Here is a 24,110-nt window from a genome sequence, read left to right on the forward strand (position 1 = left end):
TAAGAGGGGGTCCAGCTTGGCGACGTTGATCAAGGAAGAAGCGGCTCACCGCGACGCAGGGCTCGTCCGGGAAATCGGCGTCTGGAGTTTTGCCGCGACCATCATCAACGTCGTGGTCGGCGGCGGCATCTTCGCGGCGCCGGCGGCGCTGGCAGGATCGGTCGGGGCCTGGGCGCCCTTTGCCCTGCTCGCCTGCGGAGTGGCGATGGGTGCGATCGTGCTCTGCTGCGCGGAAGCCGGGAGCCGCGTCCCCTCGAGCGGGGGCACCTATGCCTATGTCGAAGCGGCCTTCGGTCCAGCGCTCGGCTTCATCGCCGGCATGATGCTGTGGCTGAGCTGCGTGCTGGCCGCGGGCGGGATCGCGGCGGCCTTCGCGGATGCGATCGTCGCGCTCTACCCGGTCGGATCCCCGGCCGTGCAGCGCGTGGTGCTGATCGTCGCCGTGATGGCGCTGGTCACCGGGATCAACCTGCGCGGCGCGCGGGAAGGCGCCCGTTTCGCCGGCATCGCCACCGTCGTGAAGCTGGTGCCGCTGCTGCTGTTCGTCGTTGTCGGCGCCTTCTGGGTCGATCCCGCCAATCTGAAGCCCACCGGCAGCATCGATCCGGGCTCTTTCGGGGCGGCGATCATCCTGTCGATCTTCACCTTTTCCGGCATGGAAACGATGTTGAGCGCGAGCGGCGAAGTCTCGCGGCCGGAGCGCACCGTGCCCCGGGCGCTGATGCTGGCGATGGGCGGCGTGCTGTTGCTGTACATCGCGATCCAGGTGGTCGCGCAGGGACTGCTCGGGCCGCAGCTCGCTACGTCGAAGGAGCCGCTCGCCGAGGCGCTGGGCGTGGTCCATCCCGGGCTGGTGCTGGTCATCGCGCTGGGAGCCGCGATCTCGCGCGGTGCCTGGCTGGGCAGCGACGTGCTCGGCGCACCGCGCATCCTGTTCGCCTTTGCGCGCGACGGCTTTCTGCCGGCCCCGCTGGGCCGCATCAGCCAGCGCACCCAGGTGCCGACAGTGGCGATCCTGGTCCATTCCGTTATCGGTACCGCACTGGCCCTGATCGGCGAGTTCGACTGGCTGGTCCTGCTCTCCGCCCTTGCCACGGCGCCGATCTATATCGGCGCGTGCCTCGCCGCGGTGAAGCTGCGGCGCGACAATGTGCAGCTGCTGGGCACCGCTTTCCGCGTGCCCGGCCTGAAGGTGGCCGCGACCGTCGGGGTGCTCAGCATGGTGGCGCTGATCGCGCTCGGCCAGCCGAACGAAATCATCGGCTTGTTTGCGGCGATCGGGATCAGCGCGATTCTCTATCTCGCCCGGCGTTCGGTCGCGAGACGCTGAGGCCGACGGCCTGACGCTCGTCGAGCGTCATTCTCCATTCGTCGGTTCGCACCGACCTTCGCCGAACCCATGCCCTTGCCGGTCGAAGCAAGGCTGCATGGGCAGAGGCCCGGGCGTAACCCAAGAGTGCGCGGCGGGGCGGTCGAGCTCCCCGGCCCCAACCGGCCCGCCGCCAAATGGCTCCGCCCCCTTCGGAGCCGCCCGGACGCACTCGAAGGAAGGACACGCCATGTTTACCCGTCAACTTGCCAAGGCCCTGTTGGCCTCCGTTACCGCCGGTCTGGTCACGTTCGCGGTCAGCCCCGCCCAGGCCGAACTCAACGCGCCGCGCTCCGTGCTGGTCCGCTACAGCGACCTCGACCTGAAGTCGGATGCCGGCCGCACCACGCTCAACAAGCGGATCGCCTTCGCCGCCGGCACCGTCTGCGGGCCGGCCGACGCGCTCTCCTACGCGTCGCGCCACGCCATCGCGGCCTGCGAGGAGCGGGCGATCGCCAATGCCAGCCGCGGCCTGGTCGAGGTGTTCGCCAGCGCGCAGGGCGAGATTCGCGTCGCCGCCAACTGAGCGGTCGTTTCCCCAGGCCCGGGTGCTTCCCCATTTCCCCGGGCCGCAACGGAGCCCCGGCCCGCAAGGGCCGGGGTTTTTTTCATTCCTCTCCTCGGCGGTGCCGGGGGGGCGCGCCGCGGAGCAGCGTGGTGGAGGGGCTGAGCGCGCAGCGCGAAGTAAGGGCCCTCCCTTCGCGACGGCCCCTCCACCACTCGCCTTCGGCGAGCGGCCTCCCTCCCCTGCAAAAGCAGGGGAAGATTTGATTACCGCCCCGCCATTGCCTTGGCGTGATCGAGATAGGTGCGGCCGATCCGCACTTCCTCGCCATTGCCGAGATCGGCCGACCAAACCCCACCGCCGTCATGCTTCAGGCCCTTGATCCGGTCGCGGCGGACGATCGTCGACCGATGGAGGCGGATGAACCGCTCGGGATCCAGCCGCGCTTCCAGCGCGCTGATGGTCTGGTGCAGCAGATAGCTGCGCTGGCCGATGTGAAGCCGCATATAGTCGCGCTCGGCGTCGATCCGCTCGATGTCCTCGGCCGCAATGCGGATCAGCTCGGATCGGTGGGGGACCCAGAACTCCGTCACGTAATTATTTGCCGGCGCGCCTGTCTCGACGCTGCCGCGCCGTTCGACGACGCGTTGCAGCGCGCGTGCCAGCCGGTCCGGCGAGACCGGCTTCAGCAGATAGTCGACCGCGGCGACGTTGAAGGCTTCGACGGCAAAGCTGTCGAACGCGGTCACGAACACGACCGCCGGTCGGTGCTTTGCCTGGCCCAGCGCGCGCGCGACGCCCATGCCGTCCAGCTCCGGCATCGAAATGTCGAGCAGCAGCGCTTCCGGCTCCAGCGCCTCGGTCAGCCGCAGGGCGGAATGACCATCCGACGCGGTGCCGACCAGCTCCACCAGCGGTTCCCGCGCGCACAGCACCTGCAGCCGCTCGACCGCAAGTGGCTCGTCGTCGACAATCAGGGTACGAACAGGCTTACCAATCGACTCAACAACCATCCCTCACCTCAGGCATCGCCAGGGTCACGACGAAGCCCCCGCCTTGCGGCGCGTGAGTCACCAGCCCCGCCTTGCTCCCGAAGCGTGCTTGGAGCCGATCGCGGACATTCGCAAGCCCGACCCCGGTGCCATGTTCGGCCGCGTCCCCCGGGCCCTTGCCGTCATCGGAGACGGTCAGCACCAATTTGCCGCGTTCGCTGCGGGCGGAAATCGAAATTTTCACCGGCCGGTTCGCCTTCGACACGCCGTATTTGATCGCGTTTTCGACCAGCGGCTGGAGAATCAGGCCGGGCACGCACAGCCGCATCAGGTCTTCGGGAATATCGATGTCGGTCTCCAGCCGGTCCGGGAAGCGCACCGCCTCGATCGCCAGATAGAGACGCTGCAGCCGCACTTCCTCGGACAAGGGGACGTCGTCCATCGGATCGCCGGACAGGCTGGTCCGGTAGAAGGTCGACAGGTTCATGATCATCGCTTCCGCCTCGTCGTTGCGGCCGGTCATCACCAGCGACGAGAGCGAGTTCAGCGTGTTGAACAGGAAATGCGGATTGACCTGGTAGCGGAGTGCCCGGATCTCCGCTTCCTTCGCGGTCTGCTGATAGGCGGCGACGCGCCGCTCCGCCTCGCGCGTCTCGCTGGCGTATGAAATCGCGAGATACAGCGCCGCCCAGGCGGTCAGGAAGAAATAGCGGGAGACCGCGATCTCGGCGACGTTCTTCGCCAGGTACGGATGCCGGATCATCTCCCGCAGCATCTCCGGATCGCGATAGATCACTTCCGGCTTGTAGGCGTTGAAGAAGAAGTAGTTGGCAAGGCCGATGCCGATCGCGCACGGGATCGCCGCGATGAACGCCACCGCGATGCGTTCGCCGAACGAGCGCTCGTCCACCTTGCGCAGGATGCCGTAGAGCAGGAAGGTCAGCGCGATGCCGGCGATGGTCACGCCGATGCGGCGCTGGACCAGCTCGAACTGATTGTCCCAGCCGACGATCAGCGACTGCGTCGACGCGATCACCACGTAGAACAGCCAGAAGCCGAGGATCGAATATGTGGCGACCTCGAGCGCGACGCGGCTGCGCCGGCGATCGCCGGTGTCTTCCATCATTGTGCCCGTCCTAACGCTCCACAGGCTGGAAGGCGACTGGGCGGCGCGCCCCCGGTCGAACCGCAGGGCGGGTTCATCGAACGGCAGCAGGAAACCGACGTCGGGCTCGTTCGTTACGGGAGCGTCAGAAGACATGACCTGGAGTGATCCCATGGCCGACACCGGAACTCAAGACACGCCGCGCGACCCGCGCCAGGATGCCGGCCGCGATCCCTCGATCGAGAAGCGGCTGAAGCGGGACCCGTTCGATGCCGACGCGAAGGTCGATGCGGGGTCGGACGAATCGATGGACGCGTCCGACCCGCCCGCGGCTGCCGCGCCCGGCAGCCAGGACCCGGCGCCTTCCTCCGGCTATGACGAGGAGGCCGAGGCCGAAGCCGAGCGCGCCAACAGCCAGTGAAGGCGGGTTATCCACGGCTTTGATGCGACGGCGGCGGCGTTCGTCGCAACCTATGTTGCTTTGCAACACCCTTTCTGATTCGATCTTCGCGGGGACCGCGTGCGGTTAACGGGCCGGAAAGCACCGTGGGCGCATAAGGTTAACGGCAAAAGGTCGGAGTACGAAGTGATGGCGAGCAAGGTCGGACCCGCCGCTGGCGCGATGGCCCTGGTGGAGATGAAGGAATTTGCGAGCTTCCCCGCGGGGACGCAGCGCTATATCCGCCGCTCCCTCGATATCGGCCTGGATCGCGAGGACGCGATCAAGATCTGGTCGCGCGACATGGTCGAGGCCGCGAGCATCAAGGCGCAGACCAAGATGTACGAGCGGCTCGATGAAATCCGCGCGCTGGTGCCGGACGACAGCGGCCTCGACGCGGTCGAGCCGTTCATGACGCCGCTGGTGACGCTCAGCGCGTTCGACCTGGGGCAGGATCGCCTGGGCAGCTTTTCGGCCTATCGCTTTCTCTACGAGCGGCTGATCGGCCCGGGCGTGCGCCCGTGGCTGCCGAGCTCTTTCTGCGCGGCGGCCGCTCTGCCGCACCTGCATCCTGAGAAGCGGCGCAAGCTGCTCCAGTCGATCAGCGAAGCCGCGGCGACCGCGCCGGGCTGGTCGAGCCGGTCGCCCGCCTTCTACCCGCAATGGGTCGACAAGGTCGACACGACCTCGCTTCCCAACTGATTTCGTCGCGGCATCGGCGGCCTTGGTCGCCCCGCCTCTCGAGGCGGCTGCTTCGTCGAACGCCTCGTTCCCCCCGATGTGGCTTCTGTCACAGCGCGCCTCCGGCAGCCCGTTTATGCAGGGCTGAAGTCACGGAGACGTTCATGCTGTTCCACCTGTCGTTCGAAGCCGATGATCCGAAGCGCGTGGCCGAAGTGCTCGCCGAAATCTGGGGCGGCACCGCGCTGCCCTTTCCGCCGGTCGGCATCGGCTCGTGGATGGCGTTCCACGGCGCCGACAACGGCACGATGATCGAGGTCTATCCGCGCGGTACCACGCTGACGGAAACCGGCGACGACGCGGTCGGCGTGATGGGTGAGCCGCGGCGGCACAACGGCGTCCATTTCGCGATGTCGACCGACCTGCCGCTCGATCGCGTGCTGGCGATCGCGGCCCGCGAAGGCTGGAGTGCGAAACATTGCCGTCGCGGCGGCAAATTCGGCGTCATCGAGGTCTGGATCGACGGCTGCCAGATGATCGAGGTGCTGACGCCACAGATGCAGCGCGAATATCTCGACTGCGTGACCGTCGCCAACTGGACGCAGATGCTGGCAGCGGGCGCCCCGCAACCGCTCGCCGCCTGAGAGCTTCCTCGCGCCGTGCCGGACCTCCCCGGCCGGCATCCGCCTCCCACTCTCCCCGACCCGCAAGGAGGCGGTCCCCGGTCCTGAATCCCCTTAGGCCCGGGGCGGCGCGGGGGGGACGGCGCCTGCGGCGCCGACCCCGGCCACTTTCTGCACTTCGGGGTAAGGCATGATCAGCCGCCCGTCGGGCGCGGCAGTGAACGTCGTCTGGCTCGGATAGGCGAGGCCGATCTTCTCTTCGTTGAAGCGCCTCAGGATCGCCATGCCGATCGCATGGCGGGCGCCGTAGAACGCTTCATAGTCGGCGCTCAGCACGTCGAACTCGACTTCGAAATCGAGCGTGCTGGGCCCGAAATTGACGAACCCCGCCCGTACGAACTGCTGGCCTTCCGCCTCGACGATCTCGCGCAGCAGGCCCGGCAGGGCGGCGGCGCGGTCCGGTGCGAGCTGGCAGACGACGCCGAGAGCGAACTTCCCGCGGCGATGATCCAGCCGCGTATTGTTGCGGATTTCCTTGTCGAGCAGGTTCTTGTTGGAAATGATCCGCTGCTCGCCGCTGGTCGCGCGCAGGCGCGTCGACTTGAGGCCGATCGCCTCCACCGTCGCGCTGGTCGTGTCATAGGCGATCGAATCGCCGCGGCGGAACGGGCGGTCGAACAGGATCGACAGCGCCGCGAACAGGTCCGCGAAGATGCCCTGCGCCGCAAGGCCGATCGCGATGCCGCCGATGCCGAGGCCGGCGACCAGTCCGGTGACGTTGACGCCCAGATTGTCGAGGATGACGACGGCCGCGATCGCGAACAGGGCGACGCTGACCAGCAGGCGGATGATGCCGATCGCGCTGCCCAGCGCGTCATGCTCGCCGGCGACGGTGCGGTGCTCGATGAAGCCGAGGATGATCTCGCGCACCCAGACCGCGACCTGGATCACGCTCGCGATCACAAAGATGAAGTCGATCGTCTGCCTGAACAGCGCCGGCGGGTCGGCATAGCCGTCGACCAGCTTGGCCGCGAGCGCGAGGATGAAGATGCTGCCGGTCCGGTCGATGGCGCGGCCGAAGATCGTCGCCCATCCGGTCCCCGAGCGATCGCGGCGGCAGAGTTTCACGCCGAGTCCGCGCAGCATGTGCAGCACGATCACGATCAGCGCGCCGGCACCTGCGCCGATCAGGATCTGCAGGAAATGCTGGTGCAGCCACAGCGAGGTGTCGGAATAAAACTGGGTCAGTTGCCGGCTGGCGGAGTCGAACATGCCGGCGGGACGTTCGGTAGCGATAGTCTCCCTCCCTGGTCAGGCGGCCGCGCGCCGGTCGGCCGCAGCGTCGTCGAGCTGGTTCAGAAATGCAATCAGGCCGCGCTCGTAACGATGCAGATAGCGGGTCGAGCGCGGCAGCTTCATCTCCGGATCCCAATGGGCGCCGGACTTGGCGAGGTCGATCAGGGCCGGATGGACATAGGATTTGCGGGCGATGGCCGGCGTGTTGCCGAGCTCGTCGGACACCGCCGCGAGCATCGCCTTCAGGCTGATGTCGCCCCTGGCATCGAACAGCTCGCGAAAGGCGACCACGGACGCGCCCCAGGTGCGGAAATGCTTGGCGGTGAAATCCGCGTCCATCGCCTCCCGGATATAGGCGTTGACGTCGGTCGACGTGACCGGATTCGGAGTGCCCTCATCGTCGATCCATCGGAACAGGTGCTGGCCGCGCAGGTCCTGCATCCGCTTGACGAAGCGCAGCAGCGAGGCGTCGCTCAGCCGGATCCGGCAAATCTTGCCGGACTTGGCTCGGAATTCGAGCTTCAGCGTCCGCCCCTTCACGTCGACGTGACGCTTGCGCAGCGTCGTCGCCCCGAAGCTGCGATTGTCCTGCGCATAGGCTTCATTGCCGATCCGGACCTTTGACAGGTCGAGCAGCCGCACCACCGCCGCGCACGCCTTCTCCTTGCCGAGCCCGGGGCGCTTCAGGTCCTTCTCGACGCGGGCGCGCAGGCGCGGCAGCTTTTCGCCGAACGCGGCGCAGCGGTCATATTTGGCGGCATCCTGCGCGGCACGGAAGTCGGGGTGGTATCGGTACTGCTTGCGCCCGCGCTCGTCCCAGCCGATCGCCTGGATATGCCCGTGCGGGTCGGGGCAGAACCAGGCGTCGGTGTAGGCGGGGGGAAGGCCGATGCCGTTCAGCCGGTCGATCTCGTCGCGATCGGTGATCCGCTGTCCCTCCGGCGAAAAATAGCCGAACGCGCGGCCGATCCGGCGGCGGGTGATCCCCGGCATCTCGTCATCGACAAAACTGAGGTGCGAGGTGCTGAGGTCCGCCACGCGCATCAAATGCGCGAGCGCTCGGCGCCGTTCCGAAAGCTTACGCGTCCTCGATCGTCAGCGCGTCGACGATCACCCGGGCGCCCGTGCGTCGCGCGGCAATGTCGACGACGACATGGCCGGGCAGAGCGAACTCTTCCTCTTCAATGCCATCCAGGTCGGGACCGGCCGCGCAAGTGAGCGTGTGCCGCTCGCCGGTAAAGGTGGCGCTGGCCCATGACTCGCTCCTCCCCGCAAGCACCATCAGCCCCGGATAGCGCGCGAGCAGCGCGCGGATCAGCGCGCGGTACGGATCGGCGCGCCTCATCGGCCGTCCTCGATAAAAGCCCGGACGCGCTGGCGCAGCCGCTGCCCGAGCTCGCGGCCGCGGCGCAGGTCATGCACCAGCCGCGGGTCCCGCGCCACCTGCCGGCCGAAGGTCGTCGCCGACATGCCGCTGCGCCGCAGATACAGTTCGATTTGCCTCAAGATCATCCACTCCCCTCCGCGACTCGCGTTCGATAGGAGTTTTCCTATTTCATAGGCATTTTCCTATTTGTCTAGGATAATTCCTATGGTAGAAGGAAATGATGGATGCGGACGCTCGTGGCGCGCTTGAGGCGCTGATCCGGGAGAGGCGGGAGGATTATGCCTCGCTGTCCCGGTTGCTCGGCCGCAATTCCGCCTATGTGCAGCAATTCATCAAGCGCGGCGTGCCCAAGAAGCTGGACGAAGAGGACCGTCGCACGCTCGCCCGATATTTCGGCGTCAGCGAGGCGCTGCTCGGCGGACGCGACGAGGAAGGAGAGACGCTGATCTCGGTCCCGGTACTCGACGTCCGGGCATCGGCCGGCCCCGGGGCCTTCGCCGACGACGAGCGGACGCGGTCGCGGATGCGCTTCGATCCGAGCTGGCTGCGAGGGCTGAGGCTCGATCCCGCGCAGCTGTCGGTGATCCAGGTGGTCGGCGATTCCATGTCCCCGACGCTGGACGACGGCGACGACATCTTGGTCGACCGCGGCGACGCGGCGCCGGGATTGCGCGACGGCATATACGTGCTGCGGCTGGACGGAGCGCTGAACGTCAAGCGCCTGATCGTCGACCGCGCGCGCGGGCGGGTTTCGGTGAAGAGCGACAATCCCGCCTATACCAGCTGGCCGACGCTTGAGCTGTCGCGGCTGGACGTGATCGGACGCGTCGTCTGGGCCGGACGCCGGCTGGCGTAGATTTCCGAACCGGGCTCAGCAGCGGCGAGGCTGGGCGGGGCGGTAGGCGCAGACGATATTCGGGGCGAGTTCATCCTCCCGGAACCAGGCGGGCTTGAGCAGCCCGCGCGCGAACAGCGGCGCCTGGTCGGCAAAGTGTGGGGAATCGGGGCGAGAGGTCGCGGCACCGAATTGGTGGATGCTCTGCGCGCGGACCTTCCCGCTCGCGTCCCAGGTGACGAGCATGATGAAGCTGTCGCCCAGGTCGCCGACCAGCCGCCCGTCCTGATCATAGTGGGTATAGATCGCCCGCAGCGCGCCGGGTCCGCCGGTCAGCGGCAAGTCGCGGCTGCTCCGGCGCAGGCGAACGAGGTCGCCCAGCGGCGGATCGAGCCGTCCGAACGAGCCGGTGAGCCGCTTCACCGCGTCGGCAAGCGCCTCGCGAGGCGGCGGCGGCGGCTCGTTGTGGTAGATCGCGCGCAGCCCGAATTTGATCACGATGAACGCCAGCGCATCGGCGGCGCCCTTGCCGTCGAGCGTGCCGTCCCAGCCGCGGAGCAGCGTCTGCGCCCGTGCAAGATCGGGGCTGCCGTGCAGATCGAGCCGCAGGACCTGCTCGAGATACTGCCGCTCGGCCGAGCGCGGATCGAAGCCGGTGTCCATCTTCACCCGCCACAGATCGGCGGCACCGAGCTTCGGCATGGCCGAAAGCAGCGTAACGGCGCGAAGTGCGCGGTTGGTCACATTCTCCTCGACGCCGAGCAGCGGTGAATAGGCGGTGCGCTTCAGGTTCGATCCCTCCTGCGTCGCCAGCCAGGGCGCATTGTTGGCATTGACGAGGAACCCGCTCGGCGGCGCCACCAATTGCGGTGCGGAGTCGAAGGGGAGCTGGCGGCGCCACAGGTCGCGGCTGGTGTCGCCGGGCAGGATGCCGCGCCAGTTGAAGCCCGGAGCGCGCTCAGGGAAACGGGCATTGTAGAAGAAGGCGATCCGCCCGGTCCTGTCGGCATAGACGAAGTTGGTGGCGGGGATGGCCGCCATGCGCATCGCGGCGATCCACTCGCCATAGTCGCGCGCCTTCGCCAGCCGGTAATATTGCTCGACCTGCCGGATCTCGCCGATGCTGCCGTAGCGGATCGCGAAGGCGCCGGCCTTGTTGACGATCACCGGCCCCTGGATCGCGCGATAGACCGTCTTCGGGACCGGCAGCACGAACGGGCCGAAACGCACCCACAGCCACACGCGCTGTCGGCCGAGCGGGCGAGTGCCGCCGTCGAAGCGATAGGCTTTGCCGCCATCGGCCAGCGTCAGGCGATAGACGTCGACCAGGTCCGGTCGATTGACGGTGTTCGCCCAGCCGAGATCGCGGTTGTGGCCGGTCAGCGGGAACGGCGCAATCGGGAACAGGCCGCCGGCCATGTCGAGGCCCTCGCCGCTGGTCACATGCGCTTCGTACCAGGCGACCGGCCCGGTCCAGGGCTGGTGCGAGTTCAGGATCAGCCGAGTCGCGCCGTCGGTCGACCGGCTCGGCGCGACCGCGAAGGCGTTCGATCCCTTTTCGGTGCCCAGGTTGGAGTCATCCGGCAGCGGCTTGTCGCCGGCCAGCGCTCCCAGCGTGTGATCGAGCCCGAAGAACAAGGGAGAGGTCAGCGCGAAACCGGAAACGATGTCCCGGCCGGTGACCGGGAACAGGCCCGGAAGATGCCGTTCCTCCGGATGGCGCGCGGCATAGAGATTGATGCCGTCGGCATAGGCCTCGACCACCCTCCGGACCTGGGGCGACAGCTTCGCGTCATAGCCGCGATCGACATCGGCGCGGATGCGGAGCAGGTGATAAGCATAGTCCTGCGCCGCCCCCTTGGCGCCGGTCAGCTCGCCCAGCCGGCCGCGCGTGCCTGCCAGCACCTGCTCCAGCGTGGCGAAGTCATCCTCCGATTGCGCCCAGGCGAGGCCGAAGGCGGCGTCGGCGTCGGTGCGGCCCTTCACGTGCGGCACGCCCCAGCGGTCGCGCCGGATCACCACGTCGCGCGCGGCAGCCGGTTCGGGCACGCTTTCGAGCCGCGCGCGGAGCGGCGAGAAGGCGGCTACATCCACCGCCGCCAGCACGGCCAGCAAACCGGCGATGCCCAGAGTCCATTTCGCCCAGCGCTTCATGGCCGCTCCCCCGGCTCGGCATAAGAGGGGAAACGGGCGGTTTCGGCAAGGCGGCGGCTGAAGGAGCACGCCGTCCGCGGCCCTCACGGTCGGCGCCGCGCCGGTCCGCGACCGGCCAAGGCAACGGGGCGGCTGATTTTTTCCTGTCATTCCGGCAGGCGATCTGCTGTTTCGCTGACGCAGACGATCCGATTCCAATCGGACGACCCGGGAGATCGCATGAACGCCACGCGCCGCTTCGCCCTTATTCTGGCCGCCACGATGCTGGCGGCGCCAATCGCAGCGAAGACGGCTCCGGCCTATGATCCGTCGCAATGGGCGGGTCTTTATTTCCGCGAAGTGGGCCCGTGGCGCGGTGGGCGGGTGACGGCGGTGACCGGCGTGCCGTCGCAGCCGCGTACCTTCTACATGGGCACCGTGGGCGGCGGCGTCTGGAAGACCGTCGATGCCGGCGCGAGCTGGCGCAACGTCAGCGACGGGCAGATTCCGGTCGGATCGATGGGCGCGGTCGCCGTCGCCGATTCCGATCCGAACATCGTCTATGCGGGCACGGGATCGTCAAAGATCCGCAGCAACGTCTCGATCGGCCGCGGCATCTACAAGTCGACCGACGCGGGCAAGACCTGGAGCTTCGCCGGCTTGCGCGACGTCGGGCAGATCGCGGCCGTCCGCATCAACCCGGCCAACCCGGACGAGGTGTTCGTCGCCGCGACCGGCAACCCGTTCGCGGATTCCAGGGAGCGCGGCGTCTATCGCACGCGCGACGGCGGCAAGAGCTGGACCAAGGTCCTGTATCTGAACGAGCGGCTGGGCGCCGCCGACATCGAGATGCAGCCGGGCAATCCGAATGTGCTCTACGCGACGATGTGGCGCGGGCAGCGGAAGCCCTGGACGATCATCTCGGGCAGCGAAGACGGCGGCATCTACAAGTCGAACGACGGCGGCGATCACTGGAGCAAGCTGGGCGGCGGCCTGCCGACCGGCCTGTTCGGCCGCGCCAATGTCGGGGTGTCCGACGCGGCGCCGGACCGCGTCTATGCGCTGATCGAGGCGAAGCCGGGGGCCGGCCTCTACCGGTCCGACGATGCCGGCGCGACCTGGCGGCTGGTGAACGGCGACGGCAAGCTGATCACCCGCCCATTCTATTACACGACGCTGGGCGTCGATCCGGTCAACCCGGATACCGTCTATGTGGGCGACGAGGACTGGTTCAAATCGACCGACGGCGGCAAGAGCTTCACGACCGAACGCACGCCGCACGGCGACAATCACGATCTGTGGATCAATCCGCGCGATCCGAAGATCATGATCCAGTCGAACGACGGCGGCGCGAACGTGACGCTGGACGGCGGCGCGACGTGGAGCAGCCAGGCCAACCAGCCGACCGCCGAAATCTACCAGGTCGCGGTCGATGACCAATTCCCGTATCGCCTCTACGGCGCGCAGCAGGACAATACGACCGTGATCGTGCCGTCGCTGCCGCTGGGCGACGGCCAGTATTTCCGCGAGGGGCCGGGTTGCGAGACCGGGCCGATCATCCCGAAGCTGAAGGACCCGCAGACCGTCTGGGGCGGCTGCAAGGGGCAGTTCTCCCGCCTCGACCTTCGCACCAACGGCAATGAGCAGCGTTACTGGGTCGGCAGCCAGTCGCTGTATGGTAATGAGCCGCCGAACCTGATCTACCGGTTCCAGCGGGTGGCGCCGATGGAGATTTCGCCGATCGACCCCGACACCGTCTATTACGGTTCCCAATATGTCCATCGCTCGCGCGACGGCGGCGTCAGCTGGGAGCGGATCAGCCCGGACCTGACCGCGAAGCCCGAGGGCACGCAATATGCCTCGGGCGAGCCGATCACGCGCGACGCGACCGGCGAGGAGGTCTATTCGACGCTCTACGCGATCCGTGAATCCGCGGTGAAGCCCGGCGTGATCTGGGCGGGGTCCAATGACGGGCTGGTCTGGGTCACTCAGGATGACGGCAAGACCTGGCGCAACATCACGCCCAGGGGCCTGCCGCCGGGCGGCCGCGTGCAGAATATCGAGCCGGGCGTGCGCGATGCCGGCACCGCCTATGTCGCGATCTACCGCTATCTGCTCGGCGATTTCGCGCCCTACATCTACCGCACCGACGATTACGGGAAGAACTGGACGCGGCTGACCGATGGCCGCAACGGCATCGCGGCGGACGAGCCGACCCGCGTCGTGCGCGAGGACCCGATGCGACCGGGGCTGCTCTATGCCGGCACGGAGTTCGGACTCCATGTCTCGTTCGACCGTGGCGGGCATTGGCAGAAATTCCAGCTGAACCTGCCCGCCACGCCGGTCACCGACATCCGCCTTGCCCATGGCGACCTGGTGCTTTCGACGCAGGGGCGCGGCTTCTGGATTCTCGACGATCTCGGCGCGCTGCGGCAGCTGCCGCCGGCCGACGAAGCAGCGAAGGCCAGCCGGCTCTACAAGCCCGCGGTCGCGGTCCGCATCCCGGCCAGCGGCGACGACGGCCCGCCGCCCTGGGCCGGCCCCGAATTCCCGCTGAACGGCGCCACGATCGACTATTATCTCGCCGAGGACATGAGCGGGTCACCCCTTACGCTGACCATTCTCGACGGGCAGGGCCGCGCGATCCGGAGCTTCACGAGCGGCACGGCCGCGAAGGACACGTCGCGGGGCGGCGATACCGACGAGCTCGGCAAATTCCATATCAGCTACCCGAAGGCGCTCGACGCGCGGCCCGGCATGCACCGGTTCGTGTGGGACCTGCGCTATTCGGGCGCGCCGGTCGCGCCATCGCCGCCGGGCGAGACCAGGCCGTCCGCGAGCCCGACGCCCGGCGAGACGGCGCCGCCCAAGCCCGCCGCGCCGCCGCGCTACCCGGCCGGGCCGGTCGCGGCGCCGGGTGACTATACGGTGGTGCTCAGCGCCGGCGCGTTCAGCCAGCGCCAGCCGCTGCGCATCATGGAGGACCCGCGCGTCACGGCTTCGGGTGTTACCGATGCCGACCTCTCAGCGCAGCTGGAGCATAATCTGCGCGTGCTGAAGCTGGTGCATGATACCAATTTCGCCGTCGCGCGGGTCAAGGCGGCGCAGAAGGATCCGGCTAAGGCGAAGACAGTCGAAGCGCTAGCCGAGAAGCTGATCACGCCGCCGATCCGCTACAGCCAGCCGGGGCTGCAGACGCACGTCACGTATCTGTACAGCGAGACCAACTCGACAGACCAGAAAGTCGGCCGTGACGCGATCGAGCGCTACGAAGTGCTGCGGCGCGACATCGACGCAATCACAGCCGAGCTGAACGCGGTGCTTGGGCCGCCCACCGATGCGGAGCTGGCGCGCTATTACAGCGGCGGAACGTCCGAACCCGCGCGCAACGAGGACGACGACGAAAGCTAGGCGCGCGCCATCCTGACCAGCGCGAACAGGGCGATGCCGGCCCAGACCACGTTCAGCGCCGACGACGGCACCGCGCCGTGCCAGCCGCTGTTGATCGCAAAGGCAATGGCGCCCAGCAGGTTCGCACCCTGATAGGCGATGGATCGGGCCGGCAGCCGCCCGGCGCTCAGCAGCAGGTAGGCAAGCAGGATCAGCGCCGCACCGGTCCAGCCGATGACTTCGATCGACAGGTCGAGCGGGCTCATCCTACCAGCTGCGGCCGTCCACCTGGCGGATTTCGATGCCGTCCAGCGCGCCCGGCTCGAAGAGCTGCGCGTTCACGCCCGCCCGCGGCGGCTCGTAGGGCCGGATCAGCCGCCAATGCGTGACGCAGCCGCAGGTCGCGCACCGGAAGGTGCGAAGGTAAGCCTCGGCCAGGTCCGACCGCACGAAACTGTCCAGCCCATTTTCGTCGACGATCACGTCTTCCGGAGCGTAATAGACCCAGGTCGTCCCGAGCTTGGTGCACAGGCTGCAATTGCAGTCGGTGATGTAATCGGGACGCCTGGGGACGGAGACCGTCACCGCCCCGCAGGCGCACGATGCGGTGAGTCCGCTCAAGCGGCCGCCAGTTTCCGCAGCACGTACTGCAGGATGCCGCCGTTCAGGAAGTAGTCCAGCTCGTTGACGGTATCGATCCGGCAGCGGGTGCTGAACGTCTCGGTGCTGCCGTCCTTGCGGGTGAGCGTGACTTCCACGTCCTGGCGCGGACGCAGGCCGGCGACACTGTGGATCGTGAAGGTCTCGTCGCCTTCCAGCTTCAGCGTGGTGCGATCGACGCCTTCGGCGAACTGCAGCGGCAGCACGCCCATGCCGACGAGGTTGGAGCGATGGATGCGCTCGAAGCTCTCCGCGATCACGGCGCGCACGCCCAGCAGGGTCGTGCCCTTCGCGGCCCAGTCGCGCGACGAGCCGGTGCCATATTCCTTGCCGGCAATGACGACCAGCGGCGTGCCGTCCGCCTTGTGGCGCATTGCCGCGTCGTAGATCGGCATCACCTCGCCATTATAATGCGTCATGCCGCCTTCGACGCCGGGCACCATCTCGTTCTTGATGCGGATGTTCGCGAAAGTGCCGCGCATCATCACCTCATGGTTGCCGCGCCGCGAGCCGTAGCTGTTGAAGTCGGCGCGGCTGACCTGATGCTCCATCAGATATTTGCCGGCAGGCGAATCCGCCTTGATCGAGCCGGCCGGCGAGATGTGGTCGGTCGTGATCGAATCGCCGAGGATGGCGAGCGGCTTGGCGTCGATGATGTCGGCGACCGGCGCCGGCGTCATCTCCATGTCCTCGAAATAGGGCGGGTTGGCGACATAGGTCGAGCCCGCGCGCCACTGATAGGTGTCGGAGCCCTCGACACTGATCGAGCGCCATTTGGCGTCGCCCTGGAACACGTCGGCATAGCGCGACTGGAACATCTCGCGCGTCACGTTCGCTTCCATCAGCGCGCGGACCTCGGCGTTGGTCGGCCAGATGTCCTTCAGGAACACGTCCTCACCAGCCTTGTCCTTGCCGATCGGGGTGTTGATCATATCCTCGGTGACGGTGCCCTTCAGCGCATAGGCGACGACGAGCGGCGGCGAGGCGAGGAAATTGGCCCGCACGTCCGGCGACACGCGGCCTTCGAAATTTCGGTTGCCGGACAGGACGGACGCGGCGACCAGGTCGTTGTCGTTGATCGCCTTGCTGATCGGCGCCGGCAGCGGGCCGGAATTGCCGATGCAGGTCGTGCAGCCATAGCCGACCAGGTTGAAGCCGATCGCGTCCAGGTCCGCCTGCAGCCCGGACTTCTCGAGATAGTCGGTGACCACCTGGCTGCCCGGCGCCAGGCTGGTCTTGACCCAGGGCTTGCGCGTCAGTCCCTTTTCGCGGGCCTTGCGCGCGACCAGCCCGGCGGCGACCAGCACGGACGGGTTCGAGGTGTTGGTGCAGCTGGTGATCGCGGCGATCACGACGTCGCCATTGGCGATTCCATGCTCCTCGCCCTCCACCGCATGGCGCGGATGGCTCTTCACGTCGGCGAATGCGCCGGCCAGCGACTCGTTGAACACTTCGTCGACCTGGCTGAGCGGCACCCGGTCCTGCGGCCGCTTCGGCCCGGCGAGCGACGGCTGCACCGTGGACATGTCCAGCGACAGCGTGTCGGTAAACACGGGATCAGGCGTGTCTGCCGTCCGCCACATGCCCTGCGCCTTGCAATAGGCCTCGGTCAGCGCGATCGTCTCCTCGGGCCGGCCGGTCAGGCGCATATAGTCGAGCGTCTGCTGGTCGATCGGGAAGAAGCCGCATGTCGCGCCATATTCGGGCGCCATGTTGGCGATCGTCGCGCGGTCGGCGAGCGACAGCGCATTCAGGCCGGGGCCGTAGAATTCGACGAAGCGGCCGACCACGCCTTTCTGGCGCAGCATCTGGGTGACGGTCAGCACCAGGTCGGTGGCGGTGATGCCCTCGGCGAGCTCGCCGGTCAGCTTGAACCCGACCACTTCGGGGATCAGCATCGAGACCGGCTGGCCCAGCATCGCCGCTTCCGCCTCGATGCCGCCGACGCCCCAGCCAAGCACGCCAAGGCCGTTGACCATGGTCGTGTGGCTGTCGGTGCCGACCAGGGTGTCGGGATAGGCGACTTCCAGCCCGGCGCGGCGCTCGCTGTCGGTGCGGCGGTCGAAGGCGACGAATTCGTCGTCCTGGCGGCGCTCGCCCGAGCGGCCGGCCGCTTCCGTCTCGGCCGAGGACCAGACGCCGCGAGCGAGATATTCGAGGTTCACCTGATGGCAGATGCCGGTGCCCGGCGGGACCACGCGGAAATTATTGAGCGCCTTCGATCCCCATTTCAGGAATTCGTAGCGCTCCATGTTCCGCTGATATTCGAGGTCGACGTTGGCCTCGAACGCCTTGGGGTTGCCGAACTCGTCGACCATCACCGAATGGTCGATGACCAGGTCGACCGGGACCAGCGGGTTGATCTTCTGCGCGTCGCCGCCCAGCCGGTTCATCGCGTCGCGCATCGCCGCCAGGTCGACCACGCAGGGCACGCCGGTGAAATCCTGCATCAGCACGCGCGCGGGGCGATACTGGATCTCGCGGTTGATCCGCTGTTCCTTCTGCCAGTCCGCCAGCGCGCGGATGTCGTCAACGGTGACGGTCTCGCCGTCCTCGAAGCGCAGCAGGTTCTCCAGCAGCACCTTCATCGAAAAAGGCAGGGCCGACACGTCGCCGATCTTCGCCGCGGCCTTATCGATCGAATAATAGGCGTAGGTCTTCCCGCCCGCCTGAAGCGTGGAGCGAGTGCTGAGCGTGTCCTGGCCGACGGCGGTCATGGGGGTTCCCCTTCTGGTTGATGGGCGGCGCTCAAGCCACGCGAGCGGCCGTATGTTGAGCGCGCTCTAGCAAGCGCACGCGCGGGCGGGAAGGGCGGTTTGCCGCGGCCCCGGGGTGCCCGCGAAAATCCATGCACCCCGAATCCGGATCGTGCGTTGTGAGGGCCGCACCAGGAGGAGTTGGGCATGGCCAAGGCACTTTCGCGGTTTACGATCGAGCGGGGCGGCGACGACTATGTCATTCATATCGAGGATGAGGACGGGGACACGCTGGAGCTGACGGCGAGCTTCGAGCAGCTCGACCTGATCAGCGAATCGCTGGAGGAGCACCTCGCCTTCGACGCCGACGATCCCGATCTGCTCGACGAGGACGAGGACGAGGAGGAATAGGACCAGGGGGCCTTAAGAGCCCGTTCGGGCTGAGCCTGTCGAAGCCCTCCCTTTCTTCGCCCAAGAAGAAAGCCTTCGATAAGCTCAGGCCGAACGGTGCGGGGCAGATCGCAGACTCAGCTGTCCAGCACTGCCTTCACCGCCGTCGCCCAGCCGTCCAGCCGCACCTGCCGCTTTTGGCTGTCCATGGCGGGCCTGAACACCTGGGTCTCGCCCCGTAGCGCCGCCGCCTCGGCGAGCGTCGCGAACAGCCCCGCGCCGACGCCCGCCAGCATCGCGGCACCGATCGCGGTCGTTTCGACGAAGGCGGGCCGCTCGACCTCGATGCCGAGCATGTCGGCAAGGTCCTGCGCCAGCCAGTCGTTCGCCGCCATGCCGCCATCGATGCGCAGCCGGGTCCAGTCGCAGCCGTCGCCGGCGAACGCGGTCTTCAGGTCGTGGGTCTGGTGCGCCTGCGCTTCGAGCGCGGCGCGGATCACATGCGCCCGCTTGGCGGAAAAGCTGAGGCCTGAGATCGCTGCGCGCGCGTCCGGCCGCCACCAGGGCGCGCCGAGGCCGGACAGGGCAGGCACCAGAAAAACGCCGCCATTGTCGGTGACCGAGCGTGCGATGGCTTCGCTCTCCGCTGCGCTCGCGAGCAGCCCGAGATCGTCGCGCAGCCATTTGATCAGGCTGCCGGCGACGAACACGCTGCCTTCCAGCGCATAGTGCCGCTGGCCATCGAGTTGCCAGGCCACCGTCGCCAGCAGCCGGTGGCGCGAGCTCGGCAGGGCGGTACCGGTCGCGGTCAGCACGAAGGCGCCGGTGCCATACGTCGCCTTGGTGTCGCCGGGTTCAAGGCACGCCTGGCCGATGGTCGCCGCCTGCTGGTCGCCGACCAGCCCGCAGATCGGTATCGGGGCGCCGAACAGCCGCGTCTCGCCGAAGCGCCCGGCGCAGTCGACGATCTCGGGCAGGATCGCGCGCGGTACGCCGAACAGCGCGAGCAAGCCATCGTCCCAGCCGCCGCTGCCGATCGCCATCAGCGCAGTGCGCGAAGCATTGGTCGCATCGGTGACGTGCCGTCCGCCGGTCAGCTTCCACACCAGCCACGATTCGACGGTGCCGACCGCAAGCCGGTGGCCTGCCTCCCGCAGCTGCGGCCAGTTCGCGAGCGCCCAGCCGATCTTCGAGGCCGAGAAATAAGGATCGAGCAACAGGCCGGTCTTGGCCTGCACGGCCGCCTCGTGGCCCTGTTCCTTGAGGGCGGCGCACAGCTCGGCCGTGCGCCGGTCCTGCCAGACGATCGCGGGCGCGAGCGGTTCGCCCGTGGTCTTGTCCCAGAAGACGATCGTCTCGCGCTGGTTGGTGATGCCGATCGCGGCGACCCGCTCCGCGCCGCCGGCGCGTTCGACCATCTCGCGCGCGCATTCGAGCGTCCGCTGCCAGATCTCTGCCGCATCGTGCTCGACAAGGCCAGGTGCCGGGTAGTGCTGGGTCAGCTCCCGCTGCGCCGAGCCCAGGCAATGCCCGTCCAGCGCGAACAGCATCGCCCGCGTGGACGTCGTGCCTTCGTCGATCACCAGAATGGTTCCGGCCAATTCAAATCCTCCCCCAGCTCGCCGGGGATAGGTCGCGCATCGCGCGCGGTGGAGGGGCGTCGCGAAAGCGACGAACCCAAACCTCCGCTTCGCTCCGGCCCCTCCACCAGGCTTCGCTTGGCCCCCGTCCCCTGCTAGCGCAGGCGAGGATTTTCTGCGCATAACGCCGGCATGCGCGTCGAACAATCCGAGCGGGTGGAACCGCGGCCGCGGCCGGCCCCGCTGGATCGCATCCGGCGCGTGGCGGAGCCGAGCCTTGAGCGGCAGCGAGTACGGCTGCTCGCCGGGCTGACGCTGATGGCCGGCATCGGCCTGCTGCTGGGCCTGCCGTTCGCGCTGCGGGCGGCATCGGAGTTCCTGCTGCCGGTCACCGCCGCGATGGTGATCGCGATCGCGCTGGTGCCGCTGCTCGAATGGCTGGAGCGGCGGCGGGTGCCGTCGGGAATCGCCGCGTTTCTGTGCCTGTTCTTTTTCCTGGTGATCGCGAACGCCGCGCTCGCCTCGATCGTGGTGCCGGCGACCGAATGGTTCCAGGCGCTGCCGCAGCGCATCCCGCAGATCCAGGCGAATCTGGCGCCCGTGATCGACTTCTATTCCAACCTGCAGAAATTCGTCGACGACACGGTGCAGATGCTGGCGAAGGGGCCGGTCGCCGCCGCCCAGGCGTCGGCGGTGCAGGCGCCGAGCTCGATCATGGACTATGTCTCGTCCGCGCCGCACGCGGCGATCCAGCTCTTTTTCGGCATCCTCGTCGTCTATTTCTTCCTGTGCGGCTGGACGCGCCTTCGCGAGCGGACGATCACTTCGCGCGGCAGTTTCGGTGGGGCGCTGGCGACGGCGCGGGTGATCCAGGACGTGGTCGATTCGACCTCGGCCTATCTGGGCACGATCACGCTGATCAACGTGACCCTGGGCCTGCTGGTCTCGGCCGCCCTTTGGCTGATCGGCATGCCGTCGCCGCTGATGTGGGGCGGCATCGTCGCTTTGCTCAATTACATCCCCTATATCGGCCCGATCCTCGCCGCGATCCTGCTCGCGCTCGGCGGGCTGATGACCTTTTCGGACGTGTGGCTGGCGCTGACCCCGGCCGCGATCCAGATCGGCCTGCACATGGTCGAGGCGAACGCGGTGACGCCCGCGGTCCTCGGCAAGCGGCTGACGATCAACCCGCTTCTGATCCTGCTGTCGCTGAGCTTCTGGGGCTGGGTGTGGGGCACGCCGGGCGCGCTGCTGGCGGTGCCGCTGCTGATCATCATCCAGACGATCGCGGGCGCCGCGGGCAAGCCGGACATCGCCGGTTTCCTGTTCGAGGAAGGGACGCTGGTCGCCGGCACGCCCGATCCCGGCGATCCCGACGACTGACCGACGATTGAGCGTTGACAGCGTGGGGCGGCTCCCCTAACCGGCCCGCCTCAACCGAAGCGCGGGTGTAGCTCAGTTGGTTAGAGCGCCGGCCTGTCACGCCGGAGGTCGCGGGTTCGAGCCCCGTCACTCGCGCCATTTTCCATGAATCAGCGCCGCCAGCGCCCGGTCGCGACCCAGCGCATGATCGGCATTGCGGGGAAGATCCACGCGACGCCCGCGGCGAGGTAGATCAGCAGCTGCAGCGGACCCCAGAGCCGCGCGATTTCGGCGCTGAAGCTCGCGACGAGAATCGCCCAGCCGGCGATCAGCGCCAGCACCGCGAAAATGCCGATCACGCTCCGGGCGGGCGGGTCGATCACCGGATCCACTCCCGCTCGGTCAGCACGGCGTGAAGAGGCACGTCCCAGGGATCGTCCGGGACCACATCGACTTCCTGCACGTGCCAGGCGATGCCGACCCGCATCGCGTCCGGGTAGCGAGCGAAGGCGCGGTCGTAGAAGCCCGCGCCTTGCCCGAGCCGGTGCAGCCGGCGGTCGAATCCCAGCAGTGGCGCCAGGAACAGGTCCGGCGCGACTTCGGGCGCCGTCGCCGGATCGGGCTGCTCCAGCCCCCATTGGCCCGCGACCAGCGGATCGCCCGGGCGCCAGGCAAGAAAGCGCATCGGAACGGAGCGCCGTTCGACATAGGGCAGGGCAATGGTCTTGCCCGCCTTCGCCGCGTAATCGAGCAGGGCTGCCGGGTCGGCCTCGCTTCCCTGCGGGTGATAAGCCGCGATGCGGTTCGCGCCCGCGATCAGCTCCTTCAGCGGAGTCGGGGCGGCGTGGAAGGCGAACAGCCGCGCCGCCGAGTCGAGCGTGGCGACCATCGCGTCGCGCCGCGCCCTGAGCTCGGTGCGCAGCTGCGCCTTCAAGTCGGTCGAATCCATTCAGCGCGCCTTAAGAGACGGCGCGGCGACAAGCCACCCTGTTGGAGCGGCGCGGGGCTTGCCAGCGTTCAGGTGGCGGATTAGGTGCGGATCAAAGATCAACACAAAGGATACTCCATGAGCGAGACTGCCGACCGGGTGAAGAAGATCGTCGTCGAGCACCTCGGCGTCGAAGCGGACAAGGTCACCGAGGACGCCAGCTTCATCGATGATCTCGGCGCCGACAGCCTCGACATCGTCGAGCTCGTGATGGCTTTCGAGGAGGAATTCGGGGTGGAGATTCCCGATGATGCCGCGGAAAAGATCACGACCGTCAAGGACGCGATCAACTATATCGACAGCAACAAGGGCTGAGCCCGCGGGCGGGTTCACTCGCCCAGCTTGATCGAACGGCTCTCCGGCCCACATGCGGGCAGGGGGGCCGTTTCGCTTTACGCACTGGAGTTTGCGCATGCGCCGTGTCGTCGTCACCGGAATCGGCCTTGTCACCCCGCTGGGCGGGGACGTCGAGACCAGCTGGTCCAACATCAAGGCGTCGAAGTCGGGCGCGGGCACGATCACCCGCTTCGACGCGACCGACTTTCAATGCCGCATCGCCTGCGAGGTGAAGCCGGCCGGCCACGAATATGGCTTCGACCCCAACAAGCGCGTCGACCACAAGGTCCAGCGCCAGGTCGACCCGTTCATCATCTACGGCATCGACGCCGCCGGCCAGGCGCTGGAAGACGCCGGCCTGACCGACATGAGCGAGGAAGAGCGGTTCCGCGCCGGCTGCTCGATCGGCGCCGGCATCGGCGGCCTCCCCGGCATCGAAAGCGAATCGCTGGTGCTGGAGCACAAGGGTCCGCGCCGCGTCTCCCCGCACTTCGTCCATGGCAGGCTGATCAACCTGATCTCCGGCCAGGTCTCGATCAAATACGGCCTGATGGGGCCGAATCACGCGGTCGTGACCGCCTGCTCGACCGGCGCCCATTCGATCGGCGACGCGGGCCGGATGATCCAGCTCGGCGACGCGGACGTGATGGTGGCGGGTGGCGCGGAAGGCGCGATCTGCCCGATCGGCATCGCCGGCTTCGCCCAAGCGCGCGCGCTGTCGACCAACTTCAACGACGAGCCGCAGCGCGCCTCGCGCCCGTACGACAAAGACCGCGACGGCTTCGTGATGGGCGAAGGCGCCGGCGTCGTCGTGCTCGAGGAATATGAGCGTGCGAAGAAGCGCGGCGCGAAAATCTACGGCGAGCTGATCGGCTATGGCATGTCGGGCGACGCCTATCATGTGACCGCGCCGCATCCGGAAGGCGCGGGGGCATTCCGCGCGATGAAGGTCGCGATGGAGCGCTCCGGCCTCGATCTCAGCGACATCGATTATATCAACGCGCACGGCACCTCGACGCCGCTGGGCGACGAGCTGGAGCTGGGCGCGGTGCGGCGGCTGTTCGGCAACAACATCGCTAATCTGTCGATGTCGTCGACTAAGTCGGCGATCGGCCATTTGCTGGGCGGCGCCGGCGCGGTCGAGACGATCTTCTGCATCCTTGCGATGCGCGACCAGATCGTGCCGCCGACGCTGAACCTCGACAATCCGAGCGAAGGCGTCGAGGGCGTCGATCTGGTCCCGCACACGGCCAAGGAGCGCAAGGTCAAGGCGGTGCTCAACAACAGCTTCGGCTTCGGCGGCACCAATGCCAGCCTGGTGCTGAAGGCGGTCTAGTCCAACC

The 24,110-nt window shown here is 67.6% G+C and carries 24 protein-coding genes and 1 tRNA gene; 12 read left to right on the top strand and 13 right to left on the bottom strand.

The genetic code is table 11. The annotated features are described in order from the left end of the window. The first annotated feature begins 16 nt into the window (after positions 1-16). Entirely contained in the window at positions 17-1,330 is a 1,314-nt protein-coding gene (locus tag GON01_RS04365) for an APC family permease (protein WP_181599891.1), read from the top strand. 229 nt (positions 1,331-1,559) lie between these two features. Next, positions 1,560-1,895: a UrcA family protein gene (locus GON01_RS04370; RefSeq protein ID WP_181599892.1), complete on the top strand. Its 336-nt coding sequence runs from the start codon at positions 1,560-1,562 to the stop codon at positions 1,893-1,895. A gap of 245 nt (positions 1,896-2,140) precedes the next feature. On the opposite strand, the gene GON01_RS04375 is transcribed toward GON01_RS04370, so the two are convergent. Together GON01_RS04375 and GON01_RS04380 are read right to left on the bottom strand one after the other, a co-directional pair. Next, on the bottom strand, positions 2,141-2,887 hold the full coding sequence (locus GON01_RS04375; protein WP_157026151.1) for a LytR/AlgR family response regulator transcription factor: 747 nt from the start codon (positions 2,885-2,887) through the stop codon (positions 2,141-2,143). After that, on the bottom strand, positions 2,877-3,992 hold the full coding sequence (locus tag GON01_RS04380) for a sensor histidine kinase (protein ID WP_157026464.1): 1,116 nt from the start codon (positions 3,990-3,992) through the stop codon (positions 2,877-2,879). The genes GON01_RS04375 and GON01_RS04380 overlap by 11 nt, the downstream gene beginning before the upstream one ends. A gap of 151 nt (positions 3,993-4,143) precedes the next feature. Between GON01_RS04380 and GON01_RS04385 the strand changes: the two genes are divergently transcribed. From GON01_RS04385 to GON01_RS04395, 3 genes are all read left to right on the top strand, one after another. Further along, positions 4,144-4,392, top strand: a complete 249-nt coding sequence (locus GON01_RS04385) for a hypothetical protein (RefSeq protein ID WP_157026152.1) — start codon at positions 4,144-4,146, stop codon at positions 4,390-4,392. Positions 4,393-4,560: 168 nt separating this feature from the next. Beyond that, on the top strand, positions 4,561-5,112 hold the full coding sequence (locus tag GON01_RS04390) for a hypothetical protein (protein WP_157026153.1): 552 nt from the start codon (positions 4,561-4,563) through the stop codon (positions 5,110-5,112). 143 nt (positions 5,113-5,255) lie between these two features. After that, on the top strand, positions 5,256-5,735 hold the full coding sequence (locus GON01_RS04395; protein WP_157026154.1) for a hypothetical protein: 480 nt from the start codon (positions 5,256-5,258) through the stop codon (positions 5,733-5,735). Positions 5,736-5,828: 93 nt separating this feature from the next. Here GON01_RS04395 and GON01_RS04400 read toward each other — a convergent pair whose 3' ends face one another. From GON01_RS04400 to GON01_RS16570, 4 genes are read right to left on the bottom strand one after another with little or no spacing between them, the layout of a single operon-like run. Beyond that, positions 5,829-6,986 (bottom strand): mechanosensitive ion channel family protein, encoded by a 1,158-nt coding sequence (locus GON01_RS04400; protein WP_157026155.1) that lies wholly within the window; start codon positions 6,984-6,986, stop codon positions 5,829-5,831. A gap of 39 nt (positions 6,987-7,025) precedes the next feature. After that, positions 7,026-8,054 (bottom strand): DNA topoisomerase IB, encoded by a 1,029-nt coding sequence (locus GON01_RS04405; protein WP_157026156.1) that lies wholly within the window; start codon positions 8,052-8,054, stop codon positions 7,026-7,028. A gap of 34 nt (positions 8,055-8,088) precedes the next feature. Continuing rightward, positions 8,089-8,355: a hypothetical protein gene (locus tag GON01_RS04410; RefSeq protein ID WP_157026157.1), complete on the bottom strand. Its 267-nt coding sequence runs from the start codon at positions 8,353-8,355 to the stop codon at positions 8,089-8,091. Then, entirely contained in the window at positions 8,352-8,516 is a 165-nt protein-coding gene (locus tag GON01_RS16570) for a hypothetical protein (protein WP_181599942.1), read from the bottom strand. The genes GON01_RS04410 and GON01_RS16570 overlap by 4 nt, the downstream gene beginning before the upstream one ends. A 98-nt stretch (positions 8,517-8,614) precedes the next feature. Here GON01_RS16570 and GON01_RS04415 point away from each other — a divergent pair, with 98 nt between their 5' ends. Continuing rightward, the gene (locus GON01_RS04415) at positions 8,615-9,253 is read left to right on the top strand and encodes a S24 family peptidase (protein WP_408640896.1); all 639 of its coding nucleotides are present in this window, start codon (positions 8,615-8,617) and stop codon (positions 9,251-9,253) included. Between the two features lie 15 nt (positions 9,254-9,268). Here GON01_RS04415 and GON01_RS04420 read toward each other — a convergent pair whose 3' ends face one another. Next, a complete protein-coding gene (locus GON01_RS04420) occupies positions 9,269-11,386 on the bottom strand; it encodes an acylase (RefSeq protein ID WP_157026159.1) in 2,118 nt (705 codons plus the stop codon). Between the two features lie 219 nt (positions 11,387-11,605). On the opposite strand from GON01_RS04420, the gene GON01_RS04425 reads away from it, so the two are divergent. Continuing rightward, the gene (locus GON01_RS04425) at positions 11,606-14,776 is read left to right on the top strand and encodes a WD40/YVTN/BNR-like repeat-containing protein (protein WP_232328656.1); all 3,171 of its coding nucleotides are present in this window, start codon (positions 11,606-11,608) and stop codon (positions 14,774-14,776) included. On the opposite strand, the gene GON01_RS04430 is transcribed toward GON01_RS04425, so the two are convergent. From GON01_RS04430 to acnA, 3 genes are read right to left on the bottom strand one after another with little or no spacing between them, the layout of a single operon-like run. Next, positions 14,773-15,021 carry a CBU_0592 family membrane protein gene (locus GON01_RS04430; protein ID WP_157026160.1) on the bottom strand — a complete coding sequence of 83 codons (249 nt, stop codon included), beginning with the start codon at positions 15,019-15,021 and terminating at the stop codon, positions 14,773-14,775. The genes GON01_RS04425 and GON01_RS04430 overlap by 4 nt on opposite strands. Before the next feature lies 1 nt (position 15,022). Beyond that, a complete protein-coding gene (locus GON01_RS04435; RefSeq protein ID WP_198159774.1) occupies positions 15,023-15,376 on the bottom strand; it encodes a GFA family protein in 354 nt (117 codons plus the stop codon). Continuing rightward, positions 15,373-18,132: an aconitate hydratase AcnA gene (gene acnA / locus GON01_RS04440; RefSeq protein WP_157026162.1), complete on the bottom strand. Its 2,760-nt coding sequence runs from the start codon at positions 18,130-18,132 to the stop codon at positions 15,373-15,375. The genes GON01_RS04435 and acnA overlap by 4 nt, the downstream gene beginning before the upstream one ends. Positions 18,133-18,318: 186 nt before the next feature. Between acnA and GON01_RS04445 the strand changes: the two genes are divergently transcribed. Beyond that, positions 18,319-18,522 (top strand): hypothetical protein, encoded by a 204-nt coding sequence (locus GON01_RS04445; RefSeq protein WP_157026163.1) that lies wholly within the window; start codon positions 18,319-18,321, stop codon positions 18,520-18,522. A gap of 116 nt (positions 18,523-18,638) precedes the next feature. Here the strand turns inward: GON01_RS04445 and glpK are convergent, their stop codons facing one another. Further along, positions 18,639-20,102 (bottom strand): glycerol kinase GlpK, encoded by a 1,464-nt coding sequence (gene glpK, locus GON01_RS04450; RefSeq protein ID WP_157026164.1) that lies wholly within the window; start codon positions 20,100-20,102, stop codon positions 18,639-18,641. A gap of 171 nt (positions 20,103-20,273) precedes the next feature. Between glpK and GON01_RS04455 the strand changes: the two genes are divergently transcribed. After that, complete coding sequence (locus GON01_RS04455) at positions 20,274-21,464, top strand: AI-2E family transporter (RefSeq protein ID WP_157026165.1); 1,191 nt, start codon at positions 20,274-20,276, stop codon at positions 21,462-21,464. Between the two features lie 61 nt (positions 21,465-21,525). Then, positions 21,526-21,602: transfer RNA gene (locus GON01_RS04460), tRNA-Asp, on the top strand. An 11-nt stretch (positions 21,603-21,613) separates the two neighbouring features. Here GON01_RS04460 and GON01_RS17175 read toward each other — a convergent pair. Next, positions 21,614-21,826 carry a DUF2842 domain-containing protein gene (locus tag GON01_RS17175; RefSeq protein WP_309503070.1) on the bottom strand — a complete coding sequence of 71 codons (213 nt, stop codon included), beginning with the start codon at positions 21,824-21,826 and terminating at the stop codon, positions 21,614-21,616. Then, positions 21,823-22,392 carry a 5-formyltetrahydrofolate cyclo-ligase gene (locus tag GON01_RS04470; RefSeq protein ID WP_157026166.1) on the bottom strand — a complete coding sequence of 190 codons (570 nt, stop codon included), beginning with the start codon at positions 22,390-22,392 and terminating at the stop codon, positions 21,823-21,825. The genes GON01_RS17175 and GON01_RS04470 overlap by 4 nt, the downstream gene beginning before the upstream one ends. Positions 22,393-22,509: 117 nt before the next feature. Between GON01_RS04470 and GON01_RS04475 the strand changes: the two genes are divergently transcribed. Then, positions 22,510-22,746, top strand: a complete 237-nt coding sequence (locus GON01_RS04475; protein ID WP_046348156.1) for an acyl carrier protein — start codon at positions 22,510-22,512, stop codon at positions 22,744-22,746. A gap of 97 nt (positions 22,747-22,843) precedes the next feature. Beyond that, the gene (gene fabF, locus GON01_RS04480; RefSeq protein WP_157026167.1) at positions 22,844-24,103 is read left to right on the top strand and encodes a beta-ketoacyl-ACP synthase II; all 1,260 of its coding nucleotides are present in this window, start codon (positions 22,844-22,846) and stop codon (positions 24,101-24,103) included. Positions 24,104-24,110: the final 7 nt, after the last annotated feature.

Origin of the sequence: Sphingomonas horti (genome assembly GCF_009753715.1) — a bacterium.
Classification (GTDB): Bacteria; Pseudomonadota; Alphaproteobacteria; order Sphingomonadales; family Sphingomonadaceae; genus Sphingomonas_B; species Sphingomonas_B horti.

Bases quoted from the DNA above. Each gene is read 5' to 3' on its own strand.
- GON01_RS04420 (WP_157026159.1), bottom strand. From the start codon at position 11,386: ATGAAGCGCTGGGCGAAATGGACTCTGGGCATCGCCGGTTTGCTGGCC.
- GON01_RS04455 (WP_157026165.1), top strand. From the start codon at position 20,274: ATGCGCGTCGAACAATCCGAGCGGGTGGAACCGCGGCCGCGGCCGGCC.
- GON01_RS04470 (WP_157026166.1), bottom strand. From the start codon at position 22,392: ATGGATTCGACCGACTTGAAGGCGCAGCTGCGCACCGAGCTCAGGGCG.
- GON01_RS04475 (WP_046348156.1), top strand. From the start codon at position 22,510: ATGAGCGAGACTGCCGACCGGGTGAAGAAGATCGTCGTCGAGCACCTC.
- acnA (WP_157026162.1), bottom strand. From the start codon at position 18,132: ATGACCGCCGTCGGCCAGGACACGCTCAGCACTCGCTCCACGCTTCAG.
- GON01_RS04400 (WP_157026155.1), bottom strand. From the start codon at position 6,986: ATGTTCGACTCCGCCAGCCGGCAACTGACCCAGTTTTATTCCGACACC.
- GON01_RS04375 (WP_157026151.1), bottom strand. From the start codon at position 2,887: ATGGTTGTTGAGTCGATTGGTAAGCCTGTTCGTACCCTGATTGTCGAC.
- GON01_RS04390 (WP_157026153.1), top strand. From the start codon at position 4,561: ATGGCGAGCAAGGTCGGACCCGCCGCTGGCGCGATGGCCCTGGTGGAG.
- GON01_RS04445 (WP_157026163.1), top strand. From the start codon at position 18,319: ATGGCCAAGGCACTTTCGCGGTTTACGATCGAGCGGGGCGGCGACGAC.
- GON01_RS04385 (WP_157026152.1), top strand. From the start codon at position 4,144: ATGGCCGACACCGGAACTCAAGACACGCCGCGCGACCCGCGCCAGGAT.
- GON01_RS04415 (WP_408640896.1), top strand. From the start codon at position 8,615: ATGATGGATGCGGACGCTCGTGGCGCGCTTGAGGCGCTGATCCGGGAG.
- GON01_RS04370 (WP_181599892.1), top strand. From the start codon at position 1,560: ATGTTTACCCGTCAACTTGCCAAGGCCCTGTTGGCCTCCGTTACCGCC.
- GON01_RS04425 (WP_232328656.1), top strand. From the start codon at position 11,606: ATGAACGCCACGCGCCGCTTCGCCCTTATTCTGGCCGCCACGATGCTG.
- GON01_RS04380 (WP_157026464.1), bottom strand. From the start codon at position 3,992: ATGATGGAAGACACCGGCGATCGCCGGCGCAGCCGCGTCGCGCTCGAG.
- GON01_RS04410 (WP_157026157.1), bottom strand. From the start codon at position 8,355: ATGAGGCGCGCCGATCCGTACCGCGCGCTGATCCGCGCGCTGCTCGCG.
- GON01_RS04395 (WP_157026154.1), top strand. From the start codon at position 5,256: ATGCTGTTCCACCTGTCGTTCGAAGCCGATGATCCGAAGCGCGTGGCC.
- fabF (WP_157026167.1), top strand. From the start codon at position 22,844: ATGCGCCGTGTCGTCGTCACCGGAATCGGCCTTGTCACCCCGCTGGGC.
- GON01_RS04430 (WP_157026160.1), bottom strand. From the start codon at position 15,021: ATGAGCCCGCTCGACCTGTCGATCGAAGTCATCGGCTGGACCGGTGCG.
- GON01_RS04405 (WP_157026156.1), bottom strand. From the start codon at position 8,054: ATGCGCGTGGCGGACCTCAGCACCTCGCACCTCAGTTTTGTCGATGAC.